Origin of the sequence: Trinickia sp. LjRoot230 (assembly GCF_964253315.1) — a bacterium.
Classification (GTDB): Bacteria; Pseudomonadota; Gammaproteobacteria; order Burkholderiales; family Burkholderiaceae; genus Trinickia.
The window spans coordinates 128,287-153,490 of record NZ_CAXUQX020000002.1; the positions used below are offsets into that span (position 1 = coordinate 128,287).

Here is a 25,204-nt window from a genome sequence, read left to right on the forward strand (position 1 = left end):
CCAATCGAATACCGCATCCGTTACCGCACGCGACGGCTGCGCCGGTAATGATCGAACAGCACCGCGAGCAACAGGATGCCGCCGCGAATCAGATACTGATAGAACGTCGGCACGTTCATCAAGCTCATGGCATTTTGCACCGAGCCCATGATCAACACGCCGACGAGCACGCCCGAGATTGTCGCCACGCCGCCGGTCAATGAAACGCCGCCCAGCACGCATGCGGAGATCACACCGAGTTCTAGGCCGACCGAGGTCTTCGGGTCGCCCAGGCTCATCCGCGACGCGAGCATCACGCCGGCAAACCCGGTAATGAGCCCTTGCAGCACGAACACCGTGATCTTGATGCGCATGACCGGCAAGCCCGCCAACGACGCAGCCTCGGCATTGCCGCCCACCGCAAGCACGTTTTTGCCGAACACCGTCTTTCTCAGCAAAAAGCCGAATACGACGAAGCCGACGATGTTGCTCCAGATCGGATAAGACATGCCGAGAAACGAGCCGCCGCCGAGGTCGAAGAAGCGTTCTTCGGAAATCATGACGGCGTCGCCGTTCGAGACGATGAAGGCCAGCCCGCGTACGACTTCCATCATCGCGAGCGTGACGATCAGCGAATTGATCTTGTAGCGCGCGATGAGTACGCCATTGAAAAGTCCGACCGCACCGCCTGCGAGCACGCCGCCAACGACGCCTAAAAGCACACTGTGCGTCACCGTGATCAGCGTGGACGCCACGACGCCCGCAAATGCGACGATCGATGCCACCGATAAATCGACCTCGCCGAGCGCGAGTACGAACATCATCGTGACTGCAATCGAGCCGATCAACGTGACCGAGAGCAGCAGGCCTTGCATGTTGCGGCTCGTCAGGAAGTCCGGCACGGCCAGCGCGAGCACCGCGAACAAGATCAGGAACACCATCACGATGCCGGACTTGTTGACGACGCGCCAGGTTTTCGCAGCGAGGGTAGGTGCCCCAGGCGAGGCGTGCTGTGTCGAGGACAAAGCCGGTTCGGCGGCAGGGCGGATGCTCGGAGGTTGTTGCATGATGTCTCTCATTCGTGGGCGCCGGGCCGGTTCGTAGCGGTGGGCGCGCCGGTTCGAAGCGTTAAGCGGTTATTGCGGCAATGCGAGCTTGATCAATTGGTCGGGCGTTGCCTGCGCCTTGGGCAGATCGCCCACGACGCGGCCTTCCTTCATCACGATGATGCGATCGGCCACACCGATGACTTCGGCCAGATCGCTCGACACCATCAGCACCGTGCGGCCCGTCTCGGCCAAGCCATAAAGCAATTCGTAGATCTGTGCGCGAGCGCCGACATCGATGCCGCGCGTCGGTTCGTCCATCACGAAGACGTCGATCTGCTCGGCGAGCCAGCGCGACAAAATCACTTTTTGCTGATTGCCGCCCGAGAGCGTGCCAATCAGCGTTTCACCCGTGCGCGTTTTGATCGAAAGCTTGGCGATGTAGTCGTCGGCCAACTCGCGTTCGCGCCGCGCGTTCAGTAAGAAGCGCGCGATGCTGAAATGGCGTCGCGCACTGATATTGAGGTTATCGGCAACCGATGCAATCGAAACGATGCCCTCTTGCTTGCGGTCTTCGGGGCATAGCGCGATGCCGGCACGCACTGCATCGCGCGGCGTATTGAACGAGACCCGGCGCCCTTCGAGTTCGACGTGGCCGCCGGTCGGCCGGACCGCACCGCAAACGAGCTTCATCAACTCCGAGCGCCCGGCGCCCACCAACCCAAAAAAGCCGACGATCTCGCCGCGACGTGCGTTGAACGACGCGGGCTCCGACAACCCCGGCCCCATCAATGCCTTCGCTTCGATTCGGATGTCGCCGACCGTGCGCGTCCGATAGCCATACACATCGCGAATGGAGCGGCCGACCATGCAACTGATCAGCCGATCGCGATCGAGCCCATCGACCGATTCGAAGGTTTCGATCGAATGACCGTCGCGAAAGACGGTTACGCGATCGCACAATTCGTAGACCTCATCCATACGATGAGTCACATAGACGATTGCACGCCCTTCGCTGCGCAATCCGTCGATGATTTTGAAAAGCTGCGTCGTCTCGCGCGAGGACAACGAGCTGGTGGGTTCGTCGAACGCAATGAGGCGCGCATCGCGCATCAGCGCCTTGCCGATTTCGATCATTTGCCGCTGGCCGATCGACAAATCTTTGACCTGTGTGTTCGGATCGATACGCTCGCCCAGCCGGGCCAGCGTATCGACGGCGCGTGCCACGAGCGCGCGCTCGTCGAGTACACCAAGGCGACTCGGCAGTTGCCCGAGCATCAGGTTTTCCGCAACCGTCAGCTCGGGCACCAGATGCAACTCTTGATAGATGATGGCGATGCCGGCGTCGATCGCCGCTTTGGTGCCGGAAAAATGTTGCTCGACACCGCCGAGACGTAATGTCCCGGCTTGCGGATGATTGACGCCGGACAACACCTTGAGCAGCGTCGACTTACCCGCGCCGTTCTCGCCCATCAGGCCGTGTACTTCGCCAGCCCGGACATTCAAGGACACCTGGTCGAGCGCGAGCACGCCAGGAAAGCTGACCGTGATGCCGTCGAGCTCGAGATAGGGCGCGTTAGCCGCGGCGCCTGGCACTTCGCCTGGCGCCGCTGCCTCGGCAATGTCGTTCGCGTTATGCATGCTTATGCCTTTACTTGCCTTTGCTTTTACTGATTTGCTATGACTTTCGTCCGCGCTTAGATTCCGAGTTCTTTGCGCACGTCTTGCCAGTTGTCCCGCGTCATCAGCTTGCCGGTCGTTTGCGTGTCAGCCGGCGGTTGCTTGCCACCCTTGATCCAGTCGACGAGGTTTTGCGTGCTTTCCTTGCCGTGGTTCGTCGAACTTACGGCGATCGTGCCGTAAAAGCCCGTCGGCTCCTTCTTCTGGAACTCGGCAAATGCTTCGCCCGCGCCGTTGATGCCAACGCCGATCACGTCCTTGCCCGGGATATGCAATTGCTCGGTTGCGCGCACGCCGCCCAGCACCGTCTCTTCGTTCAGCGCAAAGATCACCCACTTCTTGATGTTCGGATGCTTCGACAACACGGGCGATGCCGCGTTGAAGCCGCCTTCGTCATCCGTGGTCTTTTGCGGCGCATCGAAGATGTTTTCCTTCTTGAATCCGCTGGCCAGCAGCGTCTGCGTGGCGCCGTCGGTGCGCAGCTTGGCGGTCGGCAGTTCATAGTCGGTGATGCGAATGGCACCCACTTCCTCAGGTTTCCAGCCGCGCTTTTTCATCTCGTCGGAGATGGCCGTACCCACTTGATTGCCGATTTTGAAAGCGGACATGCCAAGGTGCGGCACGCCGGCAATCGGCTTGCCCGACGAATCGACGAGCTGGTCGTCCACCGTCACGAACTTCATGCTGTACTTGTTGGCGCGTGCCTTGATTGCCGGTCCGAGCCGCACGTCCGGTGCGCAGATCACGAAGCCCTTCGCACCTTGTGCGCCGAGGTTGTCGATGGCTGCGAGCACTTTTTCACCGTCCGGCGTGCCAATGTTGACAACCGAAAAGCCATCTTTTTTGCCGAGTGCCGTGGCCGCCTTTTGCTCGTTGATGAACCATGCCTGCTCGGGCATCTTCACGAGAAAGCCGACCTTGAGCGGCTCCTCCGCTTGAACCGCGCTTTGCATGGCAAACGGCGCGGCGAACGACACCGCCAACGCGGCGCACAACGTTAAGCGACGAAGCTTACTGGTCATACCTGTCTCCTTGGTATCGGTCTCGATGAGCCGATGGTGTGGTGTGAAACGATTTACGCCGCGCGAAGCGGCTTGTTTATGCGGGCGTTAGTCCGCAAATGGCTCCACTTCGCGATGCGTGCCGAGCAGGCACGCGTCGGCGACATGGCGCAACGGCCGGACGTCGACATCGTCCTCGCCGCGCTCGATCAATGCTCGCCAATGGGCGTAGAGCGACGGGTACTCGCGTTCGGGACCGATGTCGACTGATGCACCATCGATCTCCAGTAACTTGCCGCCCGCTTCGATGCGCAAGCTGCCGTCGCTCGTCTGAACGGCGATCTCCCATTGCTCGCGCGGGCCGTGACGCCAATCGAATTCGGCGCGCACAGGCGCACCGTATTCGTCTGCGAATACGAGGTTAGCGGCGATCGGCGTTTGAGTGTTGGCGGGCACGAACAGCGTGGCTGACGTGAGCACCATCTCGTGCGGCAGGATGCGCGTGACAATCGACAACGCATTGATGCCGGGGTCGAACACGCCGAGGCCACCCGGTTGCCAGATCCATTCCTGCCCGGGGTGCCACTTGCGAACGTCCTCTTTCCAGTAGACATCGACCGAACGAATCTCGCGCGACGCAAGCCACGCGCGCGCTGGTTCGACGGCCGGTGCATGGCGTGAATGCCAACTCGCAAAGAGCGTGCGGCCCGCCTTGCGCGCGGTGTCGCGCAGCACTTCGACTTCATGCAAGCTCGCGCCCGGCGGCTTTTCGAGCATCACGTGCTTGCCGGCGGCGAGTGCGGCGCGCGCCTGCGCGTAGCGAACCTGCGGTGGGGCGCACAGCGAAATGGCATCAAGTTGCGGCTCGGCGGCGAGCAATGCGTCGATGGTCGGATAATTGCGCACGCCTTCGACCTGTGCGTGACGGCTGGCGCAAGCAACCAACTCGAAGCCCGCATCAGCAGCGATGGCGGGCAGATGTTGATCGCGCGCAATCTTGCCGATTCCGACCAGTCCCAACTTCAGTGTCTTGCTCATCATTCGATCCGTGCTTCGGTGCTTTCGTGCTTTCGTTCTTCAACGGCCCCAGCGCAGCGCGAGCGGGTTCGCTTCGCGCGCGAGCTCGAGGAGTTCCGCACGCGTGGCCGCGGGCAATGCATCGAGCGGGTGCCGTACGGCATCGCTCTTGATGACGCCGCCTTCTTGCATCACCGTCTTGGTGGCGCGCAACCCGCACTGGCGGTTTTCATAATTGACGAGCGGCAGAATACGCGCATAGCCCGCGCGCGCGGCCTCACGCCGGCCGCCATGAAAATCGTCGAACACCGTGCGAATGAGGTCGGGCAACAGTGCGCTCGACATCGTTCCGGTTGCGCCGGCATCGAGATCAGGCATCAACGTAATCGCTTCCTCGCCGTCGAACGGCCCTTCGATGACGTCGCCGCCCGCAGCGATCAGCGCGCGCAGTTTCGCCGCTGCCTGCGGCACCTCGATCTTGAAGTAGCGCACGAGCGGCAATTCGCGTGCGACACGCACGAGAAACGGCACGCTGAGCGCGACACCCGAAAGCGGCGCGTCCTGCACCATCACGGGCACGCCCGCTGCTTCGGCCACGCGCGCGAAATGCTCGAACATGCCCGCTTCATCGGTGCGCATCGTGGCGCCATGATAGGGCGGCATGACCATGATGATGCTTGCACCGGCCTCGGCCGCACGCTTGGCGCGATCGCTTGCGATACGGGTGCTGAAATGGCTGCAGGTCACCATCACGGGCACACGGCCTGCCGTATGCGTCAGACATACGTCGATGAGCGTGTCGCGCTCGGCATCTGTGAGTGCGTATTGCTCCGAGTAGTTCGCGAGAATGCAAATACCGTCGACGCCTTGGTCGACCATGCAGTCGATTACGCGTCGCTGGCCTTCGAGATCGAGATCGCCCGTTTCGGTAAACGGCGTCGGTGCAACAGGAAAAAGACCCGAAAACGGACGGGAAAAGGTCACCACTATTCGACTCCTCGTTGGAAAGCTATTTGCGCGATCGGCTGCACGTCGATCGCACGCTCGTTCAGGCTCAGCGGCAATGTGTTGGTGCCGGTGCGCGGTGCGGCTTCGTTCGTTGCCGCCTGGCCGCCCAGCCCCGAGCCATTCGCCTTACGGCGCGCGGCTTGCCGCTCGATGATCCGCTGCAACAGACAGAACACGCAGAGCAGGGCACCGATAACGATGCGGGTCCACCATGAACTCAGTGTGCCGTCGAATGTGATCAGCGCTTGAATTGTGCCGAGCACACCTACGCCGAACACCGACCCGATGACATAGCCCACGCCACCCGTCAGCAGGGTGCCGCCGATGACGGCCGCTGCAATCGCGTCGAGCTCCATACCCTGTGCTTGCAGGCCGTAACCGGACAACACATACAGCGTGAATACGAGCCCCCCGAGTGCGGAGCACAACCCGCCGAATGCATAGACGCCGATCTTCGTTCTTGCCACCGGCAAACCCATTAGGAGTGCTGACTTTTCATTGCCGCCGATAGCGTAGACATTGCGGCCAAAGCGCGTGAAATGGGCGATATAGATTGCCACGGCGAGCATGGCGAGTGCGATCAGCGCGCCTGCGTTGAGATCGCCGCCGCCGATCGACAGATGAAAGCCTGCCAGCGCGTGAAATGTCGGTTCGCTGATTTCGATCGATTGCGTGGTGATCAGAAAGCACGCACCGCGTGCGAGGAACATGCCCGCCAGCGTGACGATGAACGGCTGTAAGCGGAAGAAGTGAATCAGCGCGCCCATCGCCGCACCGTAGGCAGCGCCGAGCGCGAGCACGAGCGGGGCGATCGCCCACACGGGCCAGTGCAGCCGTTCGGCACAGATCGCGCAGAGAATCGTGGTGAATGCCACGACCGCGCCGACCGAGAGATCGATGCCGCCCGAGACGATCACAAACGTCGTGCCGATTGCAACGATCAACAAGAACGCGTTATCGACGAGCAGGCCAACCAATACTTGCACCGAGCCGAAGCCCGTATACATCGCGGAGCCGAAGCCGAACAGTGCCGCGAAAAGAATGATGGTGACGGCGATGGGCAGTGTGCGCGGATCGATGAGTCGCAATAGCACGGCTCTCATTTCGCCGCCTCGCTGATGGGTTTGGTGCGCGCGAGATCGATCGCGTGCCTGAGCCCGCGCACGATCGCCTCACGCGCGCTCGATGACTGAACGACGCTCACGAGCAACACGACGATCGCTTTGACAACGAGCGTTGCCTCAGGCGGTACGCCGATGGAATACGTCGTATAAGTGAGCGTCTGGATGATGAGTGCGCCGAGCACCGTGCCCGCAAGCGAAAATCGTCCGCCGGCCAGCGACGTGCCGCCGAGTGTCACCGCCAGAATGGCGTCGAGTTCGAGCAACAGCCCGGCGTTGTTGCCGTCCGCGCTGCGAACGTTGGAACTCGTAATGACGCCGGCCAGCGCTGCGGCGAGGCCGCAAAACACATACACGCCGAAGACGATGGCGCTGGCACGCAGGCCGACCAATCGCGTTGCCACCGGGTTGATGCCGATCGCACGAATGAAGAGCCCGAGCGCCGTGCGGTTGATCAGCAGGGCGGTGAGCGCCGTCGCGGCAACCGCGATCCATACCGAGCACGGCACCGCAGCCAGATAGCCGCCGCCGAGCCGGAGATAGCCGTGCGCCGAAATCGGAATGATCTGGCCGCCGGTCAGCAATTGAGCAATGCCGCGGCCCGCGACCATCAGGATCAGTGTGGCGATGATCGGCTGCATGCCGATGAATGCGACGAGCAAGCCGTTCCATGCACCCGCAACGAGCCCGACACCGAGCGCTGCGATGACCGCCCGATCGACATGCGCCGGGTCGTCGGCAAGCAGCATGGCGGCCGTTGCGCCCGCGATGGCGACGACGGTGCCGACCGAGATGTCGACGCCGCGCGTGGCAATGACAAGCGTCATGCCGAGGGAAACAATCGCGAGTGGCGCGGCGCGATTGAGAATGTCGATGGGGGCCCCGAACAGATGCCCGTCCAACATCACGATCGAAAGAAAATCGGCACGATGCGCAACGTCGAGCGCGAACAGCAGCACGAGCGTGAGCACGGGCCAGAGCAGCGAATGCTTCGATGCCGCGCGAGCGAAACTGACGATCCCTTGCCTCATGACGCGGTGCCTCCGGCAATGAGCCGATAGACTTCATCTTCGTCGAGTTGATCGCCGGCCAACTCCGCTACTTTGCGCCGATCGCGCAACACGGCCACGCGATGGCTCACGCGCAACACCTCGCTCAATTCGGAGGAAATCAGCAAAATACCCAGCCCTTTGGCGCACAACGCGAGGACGCGATCCATGATGTCGAATTTGGCGGCTACGTCGATGCCGCGCGTGGGTTCATCGAGAATCAGCATGCGCGGCTCGACCGCGAGCCAGCGCGCGAGCAGCGCTTTTTGCTGATTGCCGCCCGAGAGCAGCTCGATAGGCTGCTCGGCATCGCGCGCACGAATGCCGAGCGACGCAATGTAATCCTGTGCGATGCGCCTCTCCCGCGCGCGCCCCAGCGGACGCCACCAGCCGCGCCGCGCCTGCAGCGCGAGCACGATGTTCTCGCGTATCGACAGCGCCGCGACGATACCTTCCTTCTTGCGATCTTCGGGGCAGTAGCCGATACCATGGCGCACCGCATGCCGAGGCGAGCCGAGCTTGACGGCCTTGCCGTCGACGCTCACCGTGCCGGTATCCGCGCGTTCGGCACCGAAGAGCAACTGCGCCGTTTCGGTGCGGCCCGAGCCGAGCAAGCCCGCGAGCCCGACGATGCGCCCGGGCTCGATCGCGAGATCGATCGGATGCAGCAGCCCGCGCCGCCCGACGCCTTGCATCTGGAATTGGGTCGTGCTCTCGCTATCGATAGCGTTCGCCGCTTTGGCAACCTGCTTGCTGGCGCTCGCTTGACGCTCGGCCATGCGCGTGTCGCCGACCATCTTTTCGACGAGCGTATCGACGGGCAAGTCTTTCGCGAGATATTCGCCTTCGCGCTCGCCGTTGCGCATGACGGTGATGCGGTCCGACACGGCGTAGGTCTGCTCGAGAAAGTGCGTGACGAAAAGAATGGCCATGCCCGAGCGCTTGAGCTTGCGAAGCACTTCGAAGAGCTGCGTGACCTCGCCATCGTCCAGACTCGAGGTCGGCTCGTCGAGAATCAGCACGCGCGCGTCCACCGAGACCGCACGCGCGATGGCCACCATCTGCTGAATGGCGATAGGGTACGTATCGAGCGATTTTGTAACGTCGAGCGACACGTTCAGCATCGCCAGCGCGGCTTGTGCCCCTTTGCGGATGGCTTTCCAGTCGATCGCGCCGCGGCGCATCGGCTGACGGCCGGCGAAGACGTTTTCAGCCACTGACAGATTCGGACAGAGATTGACTTCCTGATAAAGCGTGCGAATGCCGGCCGCCTCCGCTTCGCGCGGCGCGGTGAAATTCACGAGCTGACCGCCGATGCGGATGTCGCCGGCGTCATGCGTATGCACGCCGGTCAGCACGTTGATGAGCGTCGACTTGCCCGCTCCGTTTTGGCCCATCAACGTGTGGATTTCCCCCGCGTACAGGTGCAAATCGACATTGCGTAGCGCCTGCACGCCGGGAAACGACTTGGTCAGGCCGACGGTTTCGAGCACGAGGGAGCCGGTCATGGGCATTCGCTCAGGAAGGTCTCGTTGGGTCGCTTGCGGCGCTTAATATTTGCGCTGCGGCAGAACTTGCGCCGCGACGTTCATCGGGAACACCGTTTCGTTCGTCACGATGCGCTTGGGCAGGCTCTTGCCGGCAACGATGTCCTTCACGGCCGACATCAATTGCGGTCCGAGCAGCGGGCTGCATTCCACATCGACGTTGATCTTGCCGTCGATCATTGCCTTGAAGCCGCCCTTCGTCGCATCGAACGAAACCACGATCGGGTCCGTGCCCGGCTTCATGCCTGCTTCTTCCATTGCCTGGATAGCGCCCAGTGCCATGTCGTCGTTATGCGCGTAGACGACATTGATCTTCTTGCCGTACGTCTTCGCGAATGCTTCCATGACTTGCTTGCCGCCGGCGAGCGTGAAGTCGCCGCTTTGTGAAGCAATGATCTTGAACTTAGGGTCGTTCTTGATGATTTCCATCAAGCCCGAATGCCGGTCATTGGCCGGCGCGGAACCAACGGTGCCTTGCAGTTCGGCGATGTTGATCGGGCCAGCGTCATTCTTATAGTGTTCCTCGAGCCATTTGCCTGCGCGGCGACCTTCTTCGAGGAAGTCGGAGCCGATCATCGTCACGTAGAGGTCTTTATCCTTCACGTCGATGTTGCGATCGGTCAGCACGACCGGAATCTTGGCGCGCTTGGCTTCCTGCAAGACGGGCTCCCAGCCCGATTCCACCACCGGCGAAAACGCGATCACGTCGACCTTTTGCGCGATGTAGGAGCGGATCGCCTTGATCTGGTTTTCCTGTTTTTGCTGTGCGTCGGAGAACTTCAGGTTGATGCCGGCCTCTTTCGCCGCGCTCTTCACCGACACAGTGTTAGCGGTGCGCCACGCACTTTCCGCGCCTACTTGGGCGAAGCCGAGCGTGATCTTCTTGTCTTCCGCATGGCCCGTAACGGCGGCTGTGAGAAGCGTGACTGCGAACAAAGCCTTGAGCGTCTGGCGTACGGTGCGTCCCATTTGTGTCTCCAATTTCGCGTTGGTTGTCGTTTGTCGTTGTTGCCGCACTCCGAACACGTCGATGGCGTGTCGGAAATAGCCAAACTATAGGCATCGCGACAACGCCGCGCGATTAGCGTTTTCCCCAGATCACGAATCTCAATAGTAATGCTATTTATGTGCGGTCGATCCGAGAAATCGCCTGCAAGCTCGGCGATTTTCGGCAAAAATGGCAGGTAGCGGACTTCGCAGTCAACCAAAAGTTTGCTTTTCTCAAATAGTGGTCAGCCGACGAAGTTGTCAAAATAGTCGGACTATTTTGAAGGCTCAATCGAATACGAACATGACAGAAAAATCTCGCAAGCTGCGCTCGGCGCAGTGGTTTGGCACAGCCGACAAAAATGGTTTCATGTACCGCAGTTGGATGAAGAACCAGGGCATCCCGGATCACGAGTTCAACGGCAAGCCGATCATCGGTATTTGCAATACCTGGTCGGAGCTTACGCCCTGCAATGCGCACTTTCGCAAGCTGGCCGAGCACGTGAAGCGGGGGGTCTTCGAAGGAGGTGGTTTCCCGGTGGAGTTTCCCGTGTTCTCGAACGGCGAATCGAACCTGCGGCCCACGGCCATGTTTACGCGTAACCTCGCGAGCATGGATGTGGAAGAGTCGATACGCGGCAATCCGATCGATGCGGTCGTATTGCTGGCCGGCTGCGATAAAACCACGCCGGCGCTGTTGATGGGCGCTGCCAGCTGCGATGTGCCTGCGATTGTCGTGAGCGGCGGGCCGATGCTGAACGGCAAGCACCAGGGCCGCGACATCGGCTCGGGCACCGTGGTTTGGCAGTTGAGCGAGCAGGTCAAGGCGGGAAAGATTTCGTTGCATGAATTCATGTCGGCAGAGGCGGGCATGTCGCGCTCGGCCGGTACGTGCAACACGATGGGCACCGCGTCGACGATGGCCTGCATGGCCGAAGCGCTCGGTGTCACGCTGCCGCACAATGCGGCCATTCCGGCGGTCGACGCGCGCCGTTACGTGCTCGCGCATCTGTCCGGCATGCGCATCGTTGAAATGGCGCTCGACGACGTGCGCCTGTCGAAGCTGCTCACACGCGAAGCGTTCGAAAACGCCATTCGCGTCAACGCGGCGATTGGCGGCTCGACCAATGCGGCAATCCACCTAAAGGCGATTGCAGGGCGCATTGGCATCTCGCTTGAATTGGATGACTGGAGACGCGTTGGCCGCGGCACGCCGACCCTCGTCGATCTGCAGCCGTCGGGGCGTTTTCTGATGGAAGAGTTCTATTACGCAGGCGGCTTGCCTGGTGTATTGCGCCAGCTTGGCGAAGCGAACTTGTTGCCGCATCCGGGCGCACTGACGGCCAACGGCCGCTCGCTATGGGAAAACAGTCAAGAGGCGCCGATCTACAACGCCGAGGTGATTCGGCCGCTCGACAATCCGCTCGTTGCCGATGGCGGTCTATGCGTGTTGCGCGGCAACCTCGCGCCGCGCGGGGCGGTGCTCAAGCCGTCGGCGGCTACGGCGTCGCTGCTGCGTCATCGCGGCCGGGCCGTGGTATTCGAGAATTTTGACGACTACAAGGCGCGCATAGCCGATCCCGATCTCGATGTGACTGCCGATTCGGTTCTCGTCATGAAAAACTGCGGGCCTAAAGGTTATCCGGGCATGGCCGAGGTCGGCAATATGGGCCTGCCGCCGAAGTTGTTGGCGCAGGGGGTAACGGACATGGTGCGGATTTCCGATGCGCGCATGAGCGGCACGGCCTATGGCACCGTCGTATTGCACGTCGCGCCGGAGGCCCGCGCGGGCGGGCCGCTGGCCGTCGTGCGCAATGGCGATTGGATCGAGCTCGATTGCGAGGCGGGGCGGCTGCATGTCGAAATCGACGAAACGGAAATGACGGCGCGGCTGGCCGCATGGGCGGAAGTCGACCGGCGTGCGCCGGCCGATGCGAGTGGATATCGCAATCTTTATGTAGACCACGTTCTGCAAGCCGACGAAGGATGCGACTTCGATTTCCTGGTCGGTTGTCGTGGTGCCGAGGTGCCGCCGCATTCGCATTGACAGAAGACGGCACGAGGTACGAGGCAGAAGGCACCGTGTGGTGCCTTCCCTACGTGCCTCGGCGTCGCTTTAACGAGCGTTGCGGGTGGCGACCTCTAGAATTGTCTCTGCGTCGGCGCGTGCGTTTTCGAGTTGCACCAGGCTTGCTTGGCGCGCGCCGAGCGGATCGCGGTTTTCGATCGCGGTCAGAATGGCCCGATGGCGCGGCAGTGACAGCGCATGGGTGTCGGGATGGCGGCTCGTGAGTTTGATCGACTCCGAAAGCGCGAGCGACATCATGTTGCCGATAAACGCGAGCATGTCGTTGTGCGTGGCTGCCATAATCGCCCGATGAAACTCCAGATCGGGGTCGAGCAATTCAGCTGCGGTGCCGGCGTGCGACATTCGCTCGAACGCGCTGCGAATCCGCGATAAATCCTCCTCCGAACGTTCCGTTGCCGCGAGCGCTGCCGCAGCGGGCTCGATGATTCTTCGCACCGTTAGCAGCGAGCGAAAAAAGTCACCTTCGGGGGTCGAGCTGATGGTCCAGAAGAGCACATCGGGATCGAGCATGTGCCATTCTTCGCGTGGCCGCACGACGCTGCCCACACGCGGTTTGGATGTGACGAGCCCTTTGGCGACGAGCACACGGGTTGCTTCACGCAACACCGGGCGGCTTACCCCATATGCTTCGCAAAGACCCGGTTCCGGCGGGAGACGTTCGCCCGGCGCGAACTTGCCGCTGACGATCTCGATGCCGAGTTCCTGCACGATGCGCGCGTGCATGCTCTTGCGATTCTTGAGATGCCGATAGTCCATGGTGCCTTGAATGCGGTGTTCCTACCGCGTGACGCGAGACCCGCGCAGGCAGTGGCTGCGGAGGTGTTCGCAGCATAGCATAGGGGGAGCGATGCCGATCACGCGTATTTCCCGAAAAAATTTCGATTCCGCGGAATAATCGCGGGCGGTTAGCCGTTCTCTCCATGCGGATCGCTTTTGCGGCGTTTGCAAAGGCTTTGAATCGCACTTTGAATCGCACAACCAGGAGATGAAGATGACATTGCGCCGAATCCTCCCCGCCGTATTGACGATGTTTGCGCTTGCGTTTGCGTCGCTGTCCGCCACTGCCTGCTCGACGACCGATGGAACGACCTCCGGCAGCGCATCGAGCTCGAGCAGCGGAAGCGGAGGGTATTGACCTCCGCGGGCTATGAGCTTCGAAGCCGACGTCATCGACAAACTTCCGCAACTGCGCCGTTACGCACGCGCATTGACGGGGGACTCGGCGTGGGCCGACGATCTGGTCCAGGATGCCGCAGAGCGTGCGCTCGTGCGCCGCAACGCATTTCGGCCCGATAGTAATTTGCGTGCGTGGCTGTTTACGATTTTGCGAAACCTTTATATCGATCAACTGCGGGCGCGGCGCGAAGTGACGGTCGATGACGAGCACGCGCCTTGGCGCAGTCTCGCAGCGCCGCCCACGGAAGTCGACGGCCTGGTATTGCGTGACGTGCAGCATGCGCTTTACCAGCTTTCGATGGAGCAACGCGAAGTGCTGCTGCTCGTCGGTGTGGAGGAACTGTCTTACCTCGAAACGTCGGCCGTGCTCGGTGTGCCGATCGGCACGGTGATGTCGCGGCTTTCGCGCGCGCGGGAGCACATGCGGATGCTGCTGGACGGCGGGCCGGCACATAAGCCGGCCCCGCTCAAAGTCGTGAGAAGAACGCCATGAATGACCACCATCGCGAACCCGAGGGCCCTGACGGCGTCGACTTGCAGATGCTTGGCGCGTTCGTCGACGGGGAATTGCCCGACGAGCAGCGCGCGGCCGTGTTGGCATGGCTTGAACGCGATGCACAAGCGCGCGCATATGTGGCTTCGTGGCGTGCACAAAAAACGGCGTTGCAGGCGTTGTGCAATACGCCGGAGCGCGATGCACCACCCGTCGTCGTATTGCGCACGCGTGCATCATGGCCGCGGCGCATGGCCGTTGCGGCGAGCTGGCTTGCAGCCGGCATTGCGCTTGGGGTGACGCTCGCAGCCGTTGCACCGCGTGTCATCGAAAAGCAGCCCGAGCCAACGGCTTTCGCACGTCGTGCCGATATCGCCTATGCCGTTTATACGCCTGAAGTTCGTCATCCAGTGGAAGTGGGTGCGCGCGAGGAGGCGCATCTCGTGAGCTGGCTGTCGAAACGGCTTGGCAGGACGTTGTCGGTACCTTCGCTGCAGGAATACGGTTATTCGCTGGTCGGCGGCCGCTTGCTGCCGGGTGAAAGCGGCCCGGCGGCGCAGTTTATGTACGAAAGCACGGCGGGCGCGCGGTTGACGCTTTATATCACGCATATTCCGACGAACGAGACAGCGTTCAGACTGCTGCGTGACGGCGATCGCCGGACGTTCTACTGGGTCAATAACAACCTCGGCTATGCACTTTCCGGGCCGATCTCGGAGGCCAAGCTGCGCGCGATCGCGCTCGAAGTATGCAGCGCGCTGGGCGGCAAGCCCGATTCGTGGCAATAACGCAATTTTTTGAATTAATTAACTTTGTATGGGATCAGAGTAAGCGCTGAAGCGCTAACTCTGATCGACAACTTTGCATGGGACCAGAGTAAGCGCTAAAGCGCTAACTCTGGTCGACAACTTTGTATAGGAGAACGAAATGATCAAGACCGCCCTTAATGTTGCGACGACCGTCGCCGTCGCCATTGGCACTTCTGCCATTCCCTTTACGACTGCGTGGGCCGAGCAGCCGAAAGTCGGGCAGGGCATGCTCGTCGATGAAAACGGCATGACGCTTTACACGTTCGATGCCGATGCCAAAGCGGCGGGAGGTGCCAGTGCCTGCGTGGGCGCTTGTGCGACGATCTGGCCGGCCGCGACCGCGGACAGTTACGACAAGCCGAGCGGGGATTGGACGGTCGTCAAGACCGCCGACGGCAAGGAACAATGGGCCTACAAGGGCCACCGGTTGTATCGATTCGCGAAAGACACCAAGGCGGGCGAAGCGAACGGCGACGGCGTCAAAGGCGTATGGCACGTCGCTAAGCCCTGAGCCCGGGCGAAATTTTCCAGGAATCCAGGAAAACGGGAACGCGTCGCCAAGACGTGACGTCTATCGGCGCAGGAACGGCGAACCAACTCGTGCAGCGTTCGCCGTCGATTTACTCGTTACCTCCTGGAGACCGCTCATGACCCATCTAGCAAAGATCGCCGCACTGGCGACGCTGGCCGCATTGTCGATCAACGCATATGCACAGCAAAGCGCACCGACCGACGCGCAGATCGCCGCCATCGTCGTGACGGCGAATCAAGTCGACATCGATGCAGGCAAACTCGCTGATGCGCGAACGCATAGTAAGGATGTCAAACAGTTCGCACAACTCATGATTGCCGACCACACCAGCGTCAATCAATCCGCAGTCGCGCTCGCCGGAAAACTCGGCTTGACGCCTGAGACCAATGCCACGAGCCAAGCTTTGAAGGCGGGAGGCGACAGCAACGTCGCCAAACTGAAGACGTTAAAAGGTGCGGCATTCGACAAGGCCTATGTCGACCATGAAGTGGCCTATCATCAGGCGGTACTCGACGCGGTCGATCACACCCTGATTCCCGACGCGAAGAACGAGGAACTCAAAGCGCTGCTCGTCAAGGTGCGCCCCGCATTCGTCGCACATCTGGAGCACGCACGCCATCTTCAGATGGAATTGGGGAAGCACGGTGGCTAATGTTCTGGTACCGATGCGACGGACGACACCGACGCTGTTCGTAGGCGTCGCCGTTGTAATCGGCGGGCTGTGGGCCGGCACAGCGTTGGCGCACAAGCACACCATGACGATCGACATCGACGCAATGCAATTCAACCCTGCGACCGTGACGGTGGCAGCGGGCGACGAGGTTGTCTGGGTGAATAAAGACCTTGTCGCCCACACCGTGGTCGCGCCCGGCCGCTTCGATTCGCACGAGATTGCCCCGGGACATGCGTGGCACTATGTCACTGGCGTGCCTGGCCGTTATTCGTATGCATGTTCGTTGCATCCGATAATGAAAGGAACGCTTGTCGTGGAGAGAAAATGATGACCGGCGCGGCAGCATCCGATGTGCAGCAAGCAGGACAAGAGGACGACCGTACGCTCGCTCATCTGATCGCGGCGGGCGACCGCGACGCGTTCGCTCGTCTGATGCGATGCAATAACCGCCGTTTGTTCCGGCTGGCGAGGGCGAGCTTGCGCGACGACGCCGAGGCCGAAGATGCGCTACAGGAGGCCTATGTCGCGGCGTTTCGTTCGATCGGCCATTATCGCGGGGACGCTACGCTCGCGACGTGGCTGGCGCGCGTGGTGTTGAACGAGTGCATGAACCGTCACCGACGTCAGGCGCGCAGAAACAACGTTGCGCCGATGATCAGCCTGACGGACGGTGACGGCACCGAGCGCGACGTGGCGGACATCAGAAACATGACCGATGCGACGAATTCCAGCTCACCGGAGGAGGCGTTGATGCGCTCCGAAATACGCGCGCTGCTCGAGCGCAAGCTCGATGCGTTGCCAGAGGCGTTTCGCATCGTGTTTGTACTTCGCTGCGTGGAAGAGCTCAGTGTCGAAGAAACGGCGCAATGTCTCGGAATCCCCGAGGCGACTGTGCGCTCGCGTCATTTTCGGGCGCGCAGTTTATTGCGTGAGTCGCTGGCGAAAGAAATTGATCTTGCCGAAAGAGATGTGTTCTCGTTTGGCGGCACGCATTGCGATCGCATCGTCGCGGGCGTGCTGGCTCGGTTGGACCTGTAACCGGGCATGCCGGGAATAGTTAGGATTACTTAATGAAGGCAAAAGAAATCCTGAATTCACGGAAAGCGGGTAACAGCCTATGCTGGGTTGCGTTTAGACGGCCACGCTGCCGAGGAGACGCCCGTGCAAGCTCTGATTTTCGACGTCGACGGTACGCTGGCGGATACCGAATCCGCTCATCGCGAGGCATTCAACGCGGCATTTACCGAGGTAGGGCTCGACTGGCATTGGGACGAGCCGTTATACACGCGGCTGCTCGATGTCGCGGGCGGCAAAGAGCGGATCTTGCATTACTGGCGATGTATCGAGCCCGAGGAAGCTAGTGGCGCCAGGGCAGCGCAAACCGTGGCGGCACTGCATGCGATCAAGACGCGCCACTACGCCGCGCGTGTGGATGGCGGCACGTTGCCGTTGCGTCCGGGCATCGCGAGGTTGATACGCGAAGCGAACGAGACGGGCGTGCCTATTGCCATCGCGACCACGACAACACCCGATAATCTCGATGTGCTGCTTGCGACGCCATTCGGCGCGGATTGGCGCAAACGCTTCGCGGCGGTCTGCGATGCGTCGACGACCGCTGTGAAAAAGCCGGCACCTGACGTGTATTGGGCCGCACTCGATGCGCTGGGGGTGCAGGCTGCGCACTGCATTGCTCTGGAGGATTCTGAGAACGGCTTGCGCGCCGCTTGTGCCGCAGGCGTGCCGACCGTTGTGACACCTACCGCCTACACCCGCCATCATTGCTTCGACGATGCGTTGATGGTGTTGTCGCATTTGGGTGATGCTGACAATCCTGTTCCCGAGCTGATGGATGAAATCGAGCGACGCTACGTTGATCTGGAGACGCTGCGGCGCTGGCATGGGCACGCATCATTCGCTACAGCATGCCGGCCCGCGTAGGCAGTGCGCGGAGGCGCTACCACTGACGACGATGTATTCGGCGTGCCGGCTAGCGCTTCGTAGGCGGAGCTGACCTCAACTTCGGCATTGGCTACAGTTACCGCTACGATTGCTCCTACGAGGTCAGTTATGGTCGGCAGGGTTCAGGGGGGGGATTTTCCGTCGCAGGACTGGTCTGGTCAGCAACCAGATTCGAGGGGTTCGTCTGGCGTTTCCGGTCCTGCGGCAAACCGCGCTTCGGGGCGCCTTGCGGGACTCGCCGATACCGCACCCTCATTCCCGCGTGTGCAATCGAAATCACCGTCGCACGCGGATGCACAACAGTCTGCCGCAGCGCTTTTTCGAAACCTTGTGACCCTGCGTTGGCGTCGGAATTTAAGCACCGATTCCAAGACGTTGGACTTGAGCCATGCATCTGCAGAGACTGTCGACCCAACCATGGAGCCTGACGTCGCTGATGAATTGCATCGCGCGTTCGCGACGTTACGCAGCATAGAGGTGCTGCGATTGCCGCCGGGGCTGACTTCGATACCCGAATGGGTTTCGGCGCTGCCGTCACTCACCCGACTGGAAGTGACGGACTTTGCCGCGAGCGAACTCACCGTGAACCACCCTGGCGTTCGAGAAGTGCATCTGCTCGGTTACTTTGAGACGGCTAGCACGACCATGCCCGCCGGCAGACTCGTCAACGTTCCAGCAACTGCCGAAGTATATTGCCGACGCGCGCGTGGAGACGGTCCGGAGCGCGCGGTGAGAGTGGTCTATCGCGAGCCCGAATCGGGCGATACGCAAGACGGCTTGGCTGTCGGCCAGCTCTTTTATGCAGCTAGCCCTCCCGCTCGGAGTGAAATCGTGAACGGGTACAGGCGTATCCACGTAGGACCGATCCGTTGGGATAGAGCAGAGTCGTTACAGGGAGTGGAACATGAGCCGAGCCTGGCCGTGCAATTCATACGCGAACTCCAGGCTCATCGCGCCGACGGCAATACGACTTCATTTGCGCATCGTTGGGCTTCCAAGCATGGGGATTTCCACGAGTTAGGAGCATCGAGACAACTCGATAACGCGTTTGCGGAGTTGCAAGCTGATGCGCCTCACACGAGCCTTGTCGGGCATTCGCAATGGGGCGCGTTCATGCGCGAGCAGTTCGACGCGATGGAGACAGGCGCCTATCAGCATTTCGTGCTGTCCTCGCATAGGAAAATCGCTGTGGCGGCCGAACTCGCCGTGCTGGATACCCCACGCGGAAAGCGCTACATGGTCAGTCTGTTCGATCCCGAGTTCCCGCTGACGCATTCACGTATCGTGGAGGACGATCTCGAGCAAGTCGAGCAATGGACCGCCGCTAGTTTCATGCGTTCATCGTTGTATCGATCCGACACTGCAGATGAGATCGCGCTTTTCTCGGCGGTACCGCCGGACTTCCACACCCGGCCGCTGACGGGGCCTCTGCCCGAAGAGACGCCACGCGCGCGTGTATTTGAAGACAAGTTCCTCAACGCGCAGCAACGTGACAGCCCGTTTGCAGTATTTCAAATGGCACTCGCCGGACATTTGACGGAAGACGCGTTGCGCGAGCGACTCGCGCATTGCCCGACAGACTCAGCCAAGCGCGAGCTGATCGCTGCGAAAAGCCCGAGCGGGCTCTCAGGGTTAAGTGCGGCTGCTTTACGTGGCGAAGCGGTTGCGGTTCGCGCGTTTGGACGTGTGATGCATCAGGCATGGACCGAGGGGTACGTGTCGGACTCCGAGTTTGTTGACCTGCTTTCCGGCCATGAGCCCACGTCCCTGCTGCATTGGGCACTCCTTGGGGGTAAGGCGGACATGGTCGCGGTAATCGGCGACATGCTGTGGGATGTGACCGTATCGAATGGCTTAGGGAGAGGCTTATTGCACACCGAGCGTGAGCGAATCGCCAATCTGGTTGTTGGGGGGACGGATGCATCGGCGTTGGCCCGGGCTATGGCTTCGGGCCGAGCCGACGCGGTGGATGCTTACCGCAAGGTCCTCGGAAGGGCGAGGGCAGGGGGGCTGATAACACCGGATGAAACGTACGAGGCGCTGGACTTGTTTTCCTATCCCGGGGGCACCCTCAACCTCGGCGCGGAGCAGATCAAAGCTTTCGACGATATGCTTGCCGATCCTCAACTGGCGCCTGATCTGACTGGGGCAGATGTCAAGGATTTGCTGGCTTCACTTCTCGACGCCATTGCAATGCGCGAGGAGCGTGCAAAAATGGACGTCCCCGACGTGCTGATACAAGAGTTCAAAGCAACAGTGAAACGTGCGCGCACCAGAGGCCAGTTGTCCGAGGCCGACGTACGCGAACTTGATCGAGCGATCGACGGCGGTGTGATGGAATGAATCGCTTCGTTAGGACAACGTAACAACTGGCCGCGCAGCTGTAACTATTCTCTGTGAGCGAGCAAATTAACAAGCGAGCAGGGAAGCCAAGGTATTCAAATTAGGACTCCTGACCAACTGCGGGTCGTGCGTCGACCGATCGGTGCGCGATGATCCATCGCTTGTCGTCATCTCGACGACCGGGAGTTTTCATCATGGGACGTTCACTTATGCCGCTACGCCCCGATGTGTAAAAGCGAGACGTGGGCGAGGGGGGCCGCGCGCGCCTCCCTCTTGCTGGAAGCGCACCGCTAATCGACGAACACCACCGCCGCACACGCGAACCGATTTCGTGTATTGATTCACGCACCTCCGGGCATATCGATTGCTCCCTGCAAGTGCCCCGCAACGACGAGAAACGATCCGGGGTTCTTCAATCATTCAGAGGTGCGACATGAAGTACGTACGAAACTTGGCCGCGTTCATTGGTGCGGCGTTATTCCTCGTGGCTTGCGGCGGCGGCGGCAACGATCTGGGCCGGGAACTCGGCATCCAAAACCCGCAGTTGCATTTCATCAACGCGTTTCCGGCTGGACCGAACCTCGATCTGTTCGTCAACGGCACGGCCCCGTCCGGGCAGACCAACGTCCCATACAAGGGTGTGACGAATCTGACCAACATCGGCACGGGGAGCACGGTCATCGCCTATACGGCCACAGGCACGACCTCGCCGCAACTCGCATCCGGCACGTTCCCGAACGTCGCCAACGGCCACGAGTACACGGCCATCGCGTTGCCGACCACGACCGGCTACGGCATCGGCCTGATCGACGACCCGTTCGACAAGGGGCTGCTCTCCACGAGCGCGCGCGTGCGCAGCTTCAATGCATCGGCGAACGCGTCCAACGTCGACATCTACATCGTCGCGCCGGGTACGACGAGTGTGTCCGGCTCGCCGACGATGGCCGGCGTGTCGTACGGCAATGCCGTGCCGGCGTCGGGGCAGGACTCGATCTATTTGTCGGGCGGCACGTACATGGCGATCGTGACGGCAGCCGGCTCCACTACGCCGATCTACGAGTCGACGAGCTTCACGCTCGCCAACAATGCCGACTGGCTCATCACGACGGTGCCCTCGAGCACATCGGTGAGCGCGCTGACGACCGGCCAAATCCACCTGCTGATCGCTCAGGGCGGCAGCCAGCCGGGTACCGCACTCGAGCTGACGAATTCGTTGACGGGGCATTGAGGCAAGCAGTCCGCGGCGCTGCCGCAGGCGCCGGCGTCGCGGCTGCTACGGACCGGAAGCGGCAGGCGCCTGCGGAAGACTCGGCCAACGATTCGCACGAGGCTTGTGGTGCCCCGAACGCTAAGTCCGCCTCGGCATGTGATTCGCCGCGGCCGCAAGCGCGAAGGCGAGGCCCGCCGCGCACACGCCTGTCCAACCGAAGGCACGCCGCGCCAGAGCGCCGACGGCGGAGCCGGTCGAGCCGCCGATGAAATAGCAGACCATGAAGACGGTGTTGACGCGGCTGCGCGCCTCGGGCTTGAGCGCATAGATGCGCGACTGATTCGATATCTGCGCGGCCTGCACGCCGACGTCGAGCACGATCGAGAGCGAAATGACCGCACGCGGGCCGCGCTTGTCGGTCGAGCGTCCCGCCAGCGGCGCGGCGAGCGCGCCCGCCGCGCCGACGATGCCGAAAAGCCCCGCCGCCTGTGGCCCGAGATGAAACGGTTCACCGGTTGCTCAACGCAATCCTTTATGTTGCCGAGCACGGATGTAAATGGCGTGGTCCGCCGCCCCGTTTCGGCCGCTGGCACACGATCTACACGCGCATGAACCGCTGGTCTCGCAACGGCGTACTGGACCGAGTATTCACGGAGTTGCAGCGCGCGCGGATTATTCGCGTTCGGATTGAAGCGGTATCGCTGGATAGCACGATCGTGAAGGTTCATCCTGACGGCATCGGTGCGTTAAAAAAAATGGACCCCAAGCCATCGGCAAGTCTCGCGGAGGATGGACAACCAAGATTCATATGGTTGCCGCGGATGCTCGAACAGCCATAACGTTCGCACTGTCGCCCGGCCAAGCCGGCGATGCGCCACACGGACGCGCATTACTCGAACGCTTCGGACCGCCGAATCGGCCGCTGCACCTGCTGATGGACAAGGCGTACGAAGGCAACGAAAGCCGACAACTCGCGCTCGATCTCGGCTTCACCGGCGACAGCCTCGTGAACCGTTTTTCCGAGGAACCCAGCATTTTCGGTGCTCGCAGAGCGGTTTTGCCCACCTCTGGGGCAAACGTTCTCGTAACAGACGCCGGAATGCCCGTGTTACGGGAGTCTTGCCGTAGTCCCAAAACGGGACTAAACTGGGCAAATGAGAGTCATTGCTAAGAAAGTTCTTCTGGCGTTCTGCGATAAGCATCCGATCGTGCGGCAGTCGCTGCTTGCATGGCACGAAGAGGCTGTAAAGGCCGTCTGGATGACGCCGCAGGACATCAAGGCCAGATATCCGAGCGCGAGCTTTGTCGGTCGAAACCGCGTGGTATTCAATATCAAGGGAAACGACTACCGGCTCATCGTCGCAATCGCTTACCGCATCGGTGTCGTCTACATCAAGTTTATTGGGACGCACGGTGAGTACGACAAGATCGATGCTGACACCGTTGAATTGGAGTAACGAAGATGGAAATCCGCCCAATCCATAACGAACGCGACTACCAGGAAGCGTTGCAGATCGTATCTGGCCTGGTCGATGTTGACCCGGTAGTTGGCACGCCGGATGGGGATCGCCTCGAAATTCTAGCCACCCTGGTCGAGCGTTACGAGGCGGAGCATTTTCCGCTCGACCTTCCCGATCCTGTCGAGGCGATCAAGTTCCGCATGGAGCAAGCTGGGCTCTCGGCCAGCGACATGCAACCGTATATCGGAAACCTGAATCGTGTCTACGAAGTACTCAGCCGGAAACGCGGGCTAAGCCTGTCGATGATCCGCCGTCTGAATCGCGAACTGAAAATCCCCGCTGAAGTACTGATCGGATAGGAAAAACGCCCCGCGGGTAGGCGGGGCGTGGCGCGGTGGAGTGAATCGCTTGATGTTGTTGCACGGAGGACCGTTCTTTAGGACAACGTAGCAATGGGCACCACAGCTGTAACCATTCTCTGTGAGCAAACGAATTAACAAGCGAGCAGGGAAGTCAAGGCATTCAAATTAGGACTCCTGACCAAACTGCGGGTCGTGCGCCGACCGATCGGTGCGCGATGATCCATCGCTCGTCGTCATCTCGACGGCCGGGAGTTTTCATCATGAGACGTTCACTTAATCGCGCCATTGCATCGGCGCCGGCGCTTTTCGTCGCGCTGAGCTCATTCGTATTAACGATGCCTGCGTCCGCGCAGGACCACAACGCATCATCGCAACAGGCGACTCGCGCGATGGTTAAAGCGGAGCTCGACGAACTCGTCGCAGCCGGTTACAACCCGCGCGATTGGCAACACTACCCCGATAATCTTTGGGCCGCGCAAAGCGTAGTCGCGCAACGGCACGCAGCCCTCGCGCAAGACGGCCAAGCAACGAAGGACGCGGCTATGCCCGCGGCGGCAATGCAAGAATCGGTGGGCGGTGCGGCAGACGGGAAATCGGAGGCGGGTGCGCCAATGCATTCGGGCATACCCTGCACGGGTACCCCGCAATGTTCGGTCTATTTCGGACATTGATGCGACACGGTATCCACGAGACAGATTGATTCGTTGTGCGAACGACCATCCGGCGCACGCGGGCGGAAGCAGTGTTTTCGCGTGCCCGCTTGTGCGTTCGCCATCGATAAGCCCAAAAACGCTCATTGTCATTAAGCTGCCTATTTGCTTCACGATGACCTCTTGCTGCTCCTTCAGCTGGCCGACCGGCACCCCCAATTGGAGATTATCGCGATCATGGTTTCTATCGGCAGCAGGCAGCCGGACGGCGTTCATTTGCACCATGAATCGGGCAAAACGTTGCGGGAGCCGGCGGGTGCACCGTCCGGCCACGCAAGCGGGGCACTGGATCGCAGCGTATTTCTGGCCTCGATCAATGTGCGATTCCACCTACGCCGCGAGTCGAATAGCCACGAGCTGTCCGCCAAGTTAACTCATGACCGCAGCTTTGAAATCGTTGCGCGTGCGGCGCGGATCGGTCCGGGCAAGTCGGTAGTCGTCACGAAGCTGCGCAAGGGTGAACAACCAGAGGAAACGACCGGGCTGGTGCTGGCCAGCATGCTCGATCGCCACCGCACCGTTCCAATCCAACGACTACAGCTAACACCGCCGTCGGTGTATCCCGAAGACGTCCAAGAGGCGATCCGCACGGAGGGCGATCCGAGAGACACATCGGTTGGCCGAATCATGGAACTTGCTCTACATGGGCTCGGCAAGGAGGTCGAGAACTTCGACTTCGAGGCCGTGGCTTGGAGGCGAAATGGCCGACCTGGGCTCGTGCCATCTTTTGCAGTGAATGCCAACCTCAAAGACGAGGGGGTAATGGGACGATTGAGACGACTCCCGCTCCATGTCCCGCGTCCGTTACCCGCACGTGTTGATTTGTCCGAATATGCCGCGCGCGCCGCCGCATTGCGTCAGGCGTCCGCGCGAGACGTGGACGAGCAGCAGTAGCCGTTTTTTGCAACGCGCGTTGCCGACACTCACCACGTAGTCGGCCGCCAATAACTGGA

The 25,204-nt window shown here is 61.0% G+C and carries 25 protein-coding genes and 2 pseudogenes; 16 read left to right on the plus strand and 11 right to left on the minus strand.

Going from position 1 to position 25,204, the window contains the following annotated elements:
* Positions 1-20: 20 nt before the first annotated feature.
* The 9 genes from araH to ACSQ20_RS19905 all read right to left on the minus strand — a co-directional run bounded on the left by araH (position 21) and on the right by ACSQ20_RS19905 (position 10,417).
* On the minus strand, positions 21-1,046 hold the full coding sequence (gene araH / locus ACSQ20_RS19865; RefSeq protein ID WP_436023463.1) for an L-arabinose ABC transporter permease AraH: 1,026 nt from the start codon (positions 1,044-1,046) through the stop codon (positions 21-23).
* A 69-nt stretch (positions 1,047-1,115) separates the two neighbouring features.
* Positions 1,116-2,666, minus strand: coding sequence for an L-arabinose ABC transporter ATP-binding protein AraG (araG, locus tag ACSQ20_RS19870; protein ID WP_436023465.1), 1,551 nt, complete (start codon positions 2,664-2,666; stop codon positions 1,116-1,118).
* A 56-nt stretch (positions 2,667-2,722) separates the two neighbouring features.
* Complete coding sequence (locus ACSQ20_RS19875; protein WP_436023467.1) at positions 2,723-3,727, minus strand: arabinose ABC transporter substrate-binding protein; 1,005 nt, start codon at positions 3,725-3,727, stop codon at positions 2,723-2,725.
* 87 nt (positions 3,728-3,814) lie between these two features.
* Positions 3,815-4,744, minus strand: a complete 930-nt coding sequence (locus ACSQ20_RS19880; protein WP_436023469.1) for a Gfo/Idh/MocA family protein — start codon at positions 4,742-4,744, stop codon at positions 3,815-3,817.
* 39 nt (positions 4,745-4,783) lie between these two features.
* Complete coding sequence (locus tag ACSQ20_RS19885; RefSeq protein ID WP_436023471.1) at positions 4,784-5,710, minus strand: dihydrodipicolinate synthase family protein; 927 nt, start codon at positions 5,708-5,710, stop codon at positions 4,784-4,786.
* On the minus strand, positions 5,710-6,834 hold the full coding sequence (gene yjfF, locus ACSQ20_RS19890; protein ID WP_436023473.1) for a galactofuranose ABC transporter, permease protein YjfF: 1,125 nt from the start codon (positions 6,832-6,834) through the stop codon (positions 5,710-5,712). The genes ACSQ20_RS19885 and yjfF overlap by 1 nt, the downstream gene beginning before the upstream one ends.
* Positions 6,831-7,883 carry an ABC transporter permease gene (locus ACSQ20_RS19895; protein WP_436023475.1) on the minus strand — a complete coding sequence of 351 codons (1,053 nt, stop codon included), beginning with the start codon at positions 7,881-7,883 and terminating at the stop codon, positions 6,831-6,833. Before ACSQ20_RS19895 ends, yjfF begins: the two co-directional genes overlap by 4 nt.
* The gene (locus tag ACSQ20_RS19900) at positions 7,880-9,409 is read right to left on the minus strand and encodes a sugar ABC transporter ATP-binding protein (RefSeq protein WP_436023477.1); all 1,530 of its coding nucleotides are present in this window, start codon (positions 9,407-9,409) and stop codon (positions 7,880-7,882) included. Before ACSQ20_RS19900 ends, ACSQ20_RS19895 begins: the two co-directional genes overlap by 4 nt.
* A gap of 42 nt (positions 9,410-9,451) precedes the next feature.
* Positions 9,452-10,417, minus strand: coding sequence for an ABC transporter substrate-binding protein (locus tag ACSQ20_RS19905; protein WP_436023479.1), 966 nt, complete (start codon positions 10,415-10,417; stop codon positions 9,452-9,454).
* Positions 10,418-10,739: 322 nt separating this feature from the next.
* Here ACSQ20_RS19905 and ACSQ20_RS19910 point away from each other — a divergent pair, with 322 nt between their 5' ends.
* On the plus strand, positions 10,740-12,482 hold the full coding sequence (locus ACSQ20_RS19910; protein WP_436023481.1) for an IlvD/Edd family dehydratase: 1,743 nt from the start codon (positions 10,740-10,742) through the stop codon (positions 12,480-12,482).
* Between the two features lie 69 nt (positions 12,483-12,551).
* Here the strand turns inward: ACSQ20_RS19910 and ACSQ20_RS19915 are convergent, their stop codons facing one another.
* Positions 12,552-13,280 carry a FadR/GntR family transcriptional regulator gene (locus ACSQ20_RS19915; RefSeq protein ID WP_436023483.1) on the minus strand — a complete coding sequence of 243 codons (729 nt, stop codon included), beginning with the start codon at positions 13,278-13,280 and terminating at the stop codon, positions 12,552-12,554.
* 235 nt (positions 13,281-13,515) lie between these two features.
* On the opposite strand from ACSQ20_RS19915, the gene ACSQ20_RS19920 reads away from it, so the two are divergent.
* The 10 genes from ACSQ20_RS19920 to ACSQ20_RS19965 all read left to right on the plus strand — a co-directional run bounded on the left by ACSQ20_RS19920 (position 13,516) and on the right by ACSQ20_RS19965 (position 21,737).
* Positions 13,516-13,659: a hypothetical protein gene (locus ACSQ20_RS19920; RefSeq protein WP_436023485.1), complete on the plus strand. Its 144-nt coding sequence runs from the start codon at positions 13,516-13,518 to the stop codon at positions 13,657-13,659.
* Positions 13,660-13,671: 12 nt separating this feature from the next.
* Complete coding sequence (locus ACSQ20_RS19925; RefSeq protein WP_436023487.1) at positions 13,672-14,193, plus strand: sigma-70 family RNA polymerase sigma factor; 522 nt, start codon at positions 13,672-13,674, stop codon at positions 14,191-14,193.
* Positions 14,190-14,981, plus strand: coding sequence for an anti-sigma factor family protein (locus ACSQ20_RS19930; protein WP_436023489.1), 792 nt, complete (start codon positions 14,190-14,192; stop codon positions 14,979-14,981). Before ACSQ20_RS19925 ends, ACSQ20_RS19930 begins: the two co-directional genes overlap by 4 nt.
* A 139-nt stretch (positions 14,982-15,120) precedes the next feature.
* Entirely contained in the window at positions 15,121-15,513 is a 393-nt protein-coding gene (locus tag ACSQ20_RS19935; RefSeq protein ID WP_436023491.1) for a COG4315 family predicted lipoprotein, read from the plus strand.
* Between the two features lie 136 nt (positions 15,514-15,649).
* On the plus strand, positions 15,650-16,186 hold the full coding sequence (locus ACSQ20_RS19940; protein ID WP_436023493.1) for a DUF4142 domain-containing protein: 537 nt from the start codon (positions 15,650-15,652) through the stop codon (positions 16,184-16,186).
* 13 nt (positions 16,187-16,199) lie between these two features.
* A complete protein-coding gene (locus ACSQ20_RS19945) occupies positions 16,200-16,535 on the plus strand; it encodes a cupredoxin domain-containing protein (RefSeq protein WP_436025757.1) in 336 nt (111 codons plus the stop codon).
* A complete protein-coding gene (locus ACSQ20_RS19950; RefSeq protein ID WP_436025759.1) occupies positions 16,535-17,245 on the plus strand; it encodes an RNA polymerase sigma factor in 711 nt (236 codons plus the stop codon). The genes ACSQ20_RS19945 and ACSQ20_RS19950 overlap by 1 nt, the downstream gene beginning before the upstream one ends.
* A gap of 123 nt (positions 17,246-17,368) precedes the next feature.
* A complete protein-coding gene (locus ACSQ20_RS19955; protein ID WP_436023495.1) occupies positions 17,369-18,145 on the plus strand; it encodes an HAD family hydrolase in 777 nt (258 codons plus the stop codon).
* Positions 18,146-18,811: 666 nt separating this feature from the next.
* Entirely contained in the window at positions 18,812-20,509 is a 1,698-nt protein-coding gene (locus ACSQ20_RS19960) for a ShET2/EspL2 family type III secretion system effector toxin (RefSeq protein WP_436025761.1), read from the plus strand.
* A gap of 433 nt (positions 20,510-20,942) precedes the next feature.
* A complete protein-coding gene (locus ACSQ20_RS19965; RefSeq protein ID WP_436023497.1) occupies positions 20,943-21,737 on the plus strand; it encodes a DUF4397 domain-containing protein in 795 nt (264 codons plus the stop codon).
* Between the two features lie 113 nt (positions 21,738-21,850).
* Here the strand turns inward: ACSQ20_RS19965 and ACSQ20_RS19970 are convergent.
* A pseudogene (locus ACSQ20_RS19970) lies at positions 21,851-22,232 on the minus strand (MFS transporter); the annotation flags it as partial.
* Between ACSQ20_RS19970 and ACSQ20_RS19975 the strand changes: the two are divergent.
* From ACSQ20_RS19975 to ACSQ20_RS19995, 5 genes and pseudogenes are all read left to right on the plus strand, one after another.
* Positions 22,232-22,707, plus strand: a pseudogene (locus ACSQ20_RS19975) (IS5 family transposase); the annotation flags it as partial. The pseudogenes ACSQ20_RS19970 and ACSQ20_RS19975 overlap by 1 nt on opposite strands.
* 166 nt (positions 22,708-22,873) lie before the next feature.
* Positions 22,874-23,176 (plus strand): type II toxin-antitoxin system HigB family toxin, encoded by a 303-nt coding sequence (locus ACSQ20_RS19980; RefSeq protein ID WP_436023499.1) that lies wholly within the window; start codon positions 22,874-22,876, stop codon positions 23,174-23,176.
* Between the two features lie 5 nt (positions 23,177-23,181).
* Positions 23,182-23,538 carry a helix-turn-helix domain-containing protein gene (locus tag ACSQ20_RS19985; RefSeq protein WP_436023501.1) on the plus strand — a complete coding sequence of 119 codons (357 nt, stop codon included), beginning with the start codon at positions 23,182-23,184 and terminating at the stop codon, positions 23,536-23,538.
* A 263-nt stretch (positions 23,539-23,801) separates the two neighbouring features.
* Positions 23,802-24,212: a DUF4148 domain-containing protein gene (locus ACSQ20_RS19990; protein WP_436023503.1), complete on the plus strand. Its 411-nt coding sequence runs from the start codon at positions 23,802-23,804 to the stop codon at positions 24,210-24,212.
* Positions 24,213-24,374: 162 nt separating this feature from the next.
* Entirely contained in the window at positions 24,375-25,145 is a 771-nt protein-coding gene (locus ACSQ20_RS19995; protein ID WP_436023505.1) for a hypothetical protein, read from the plus strand.
* Positions 25,146-25,204: the final 59 nt, after the last annotated feature.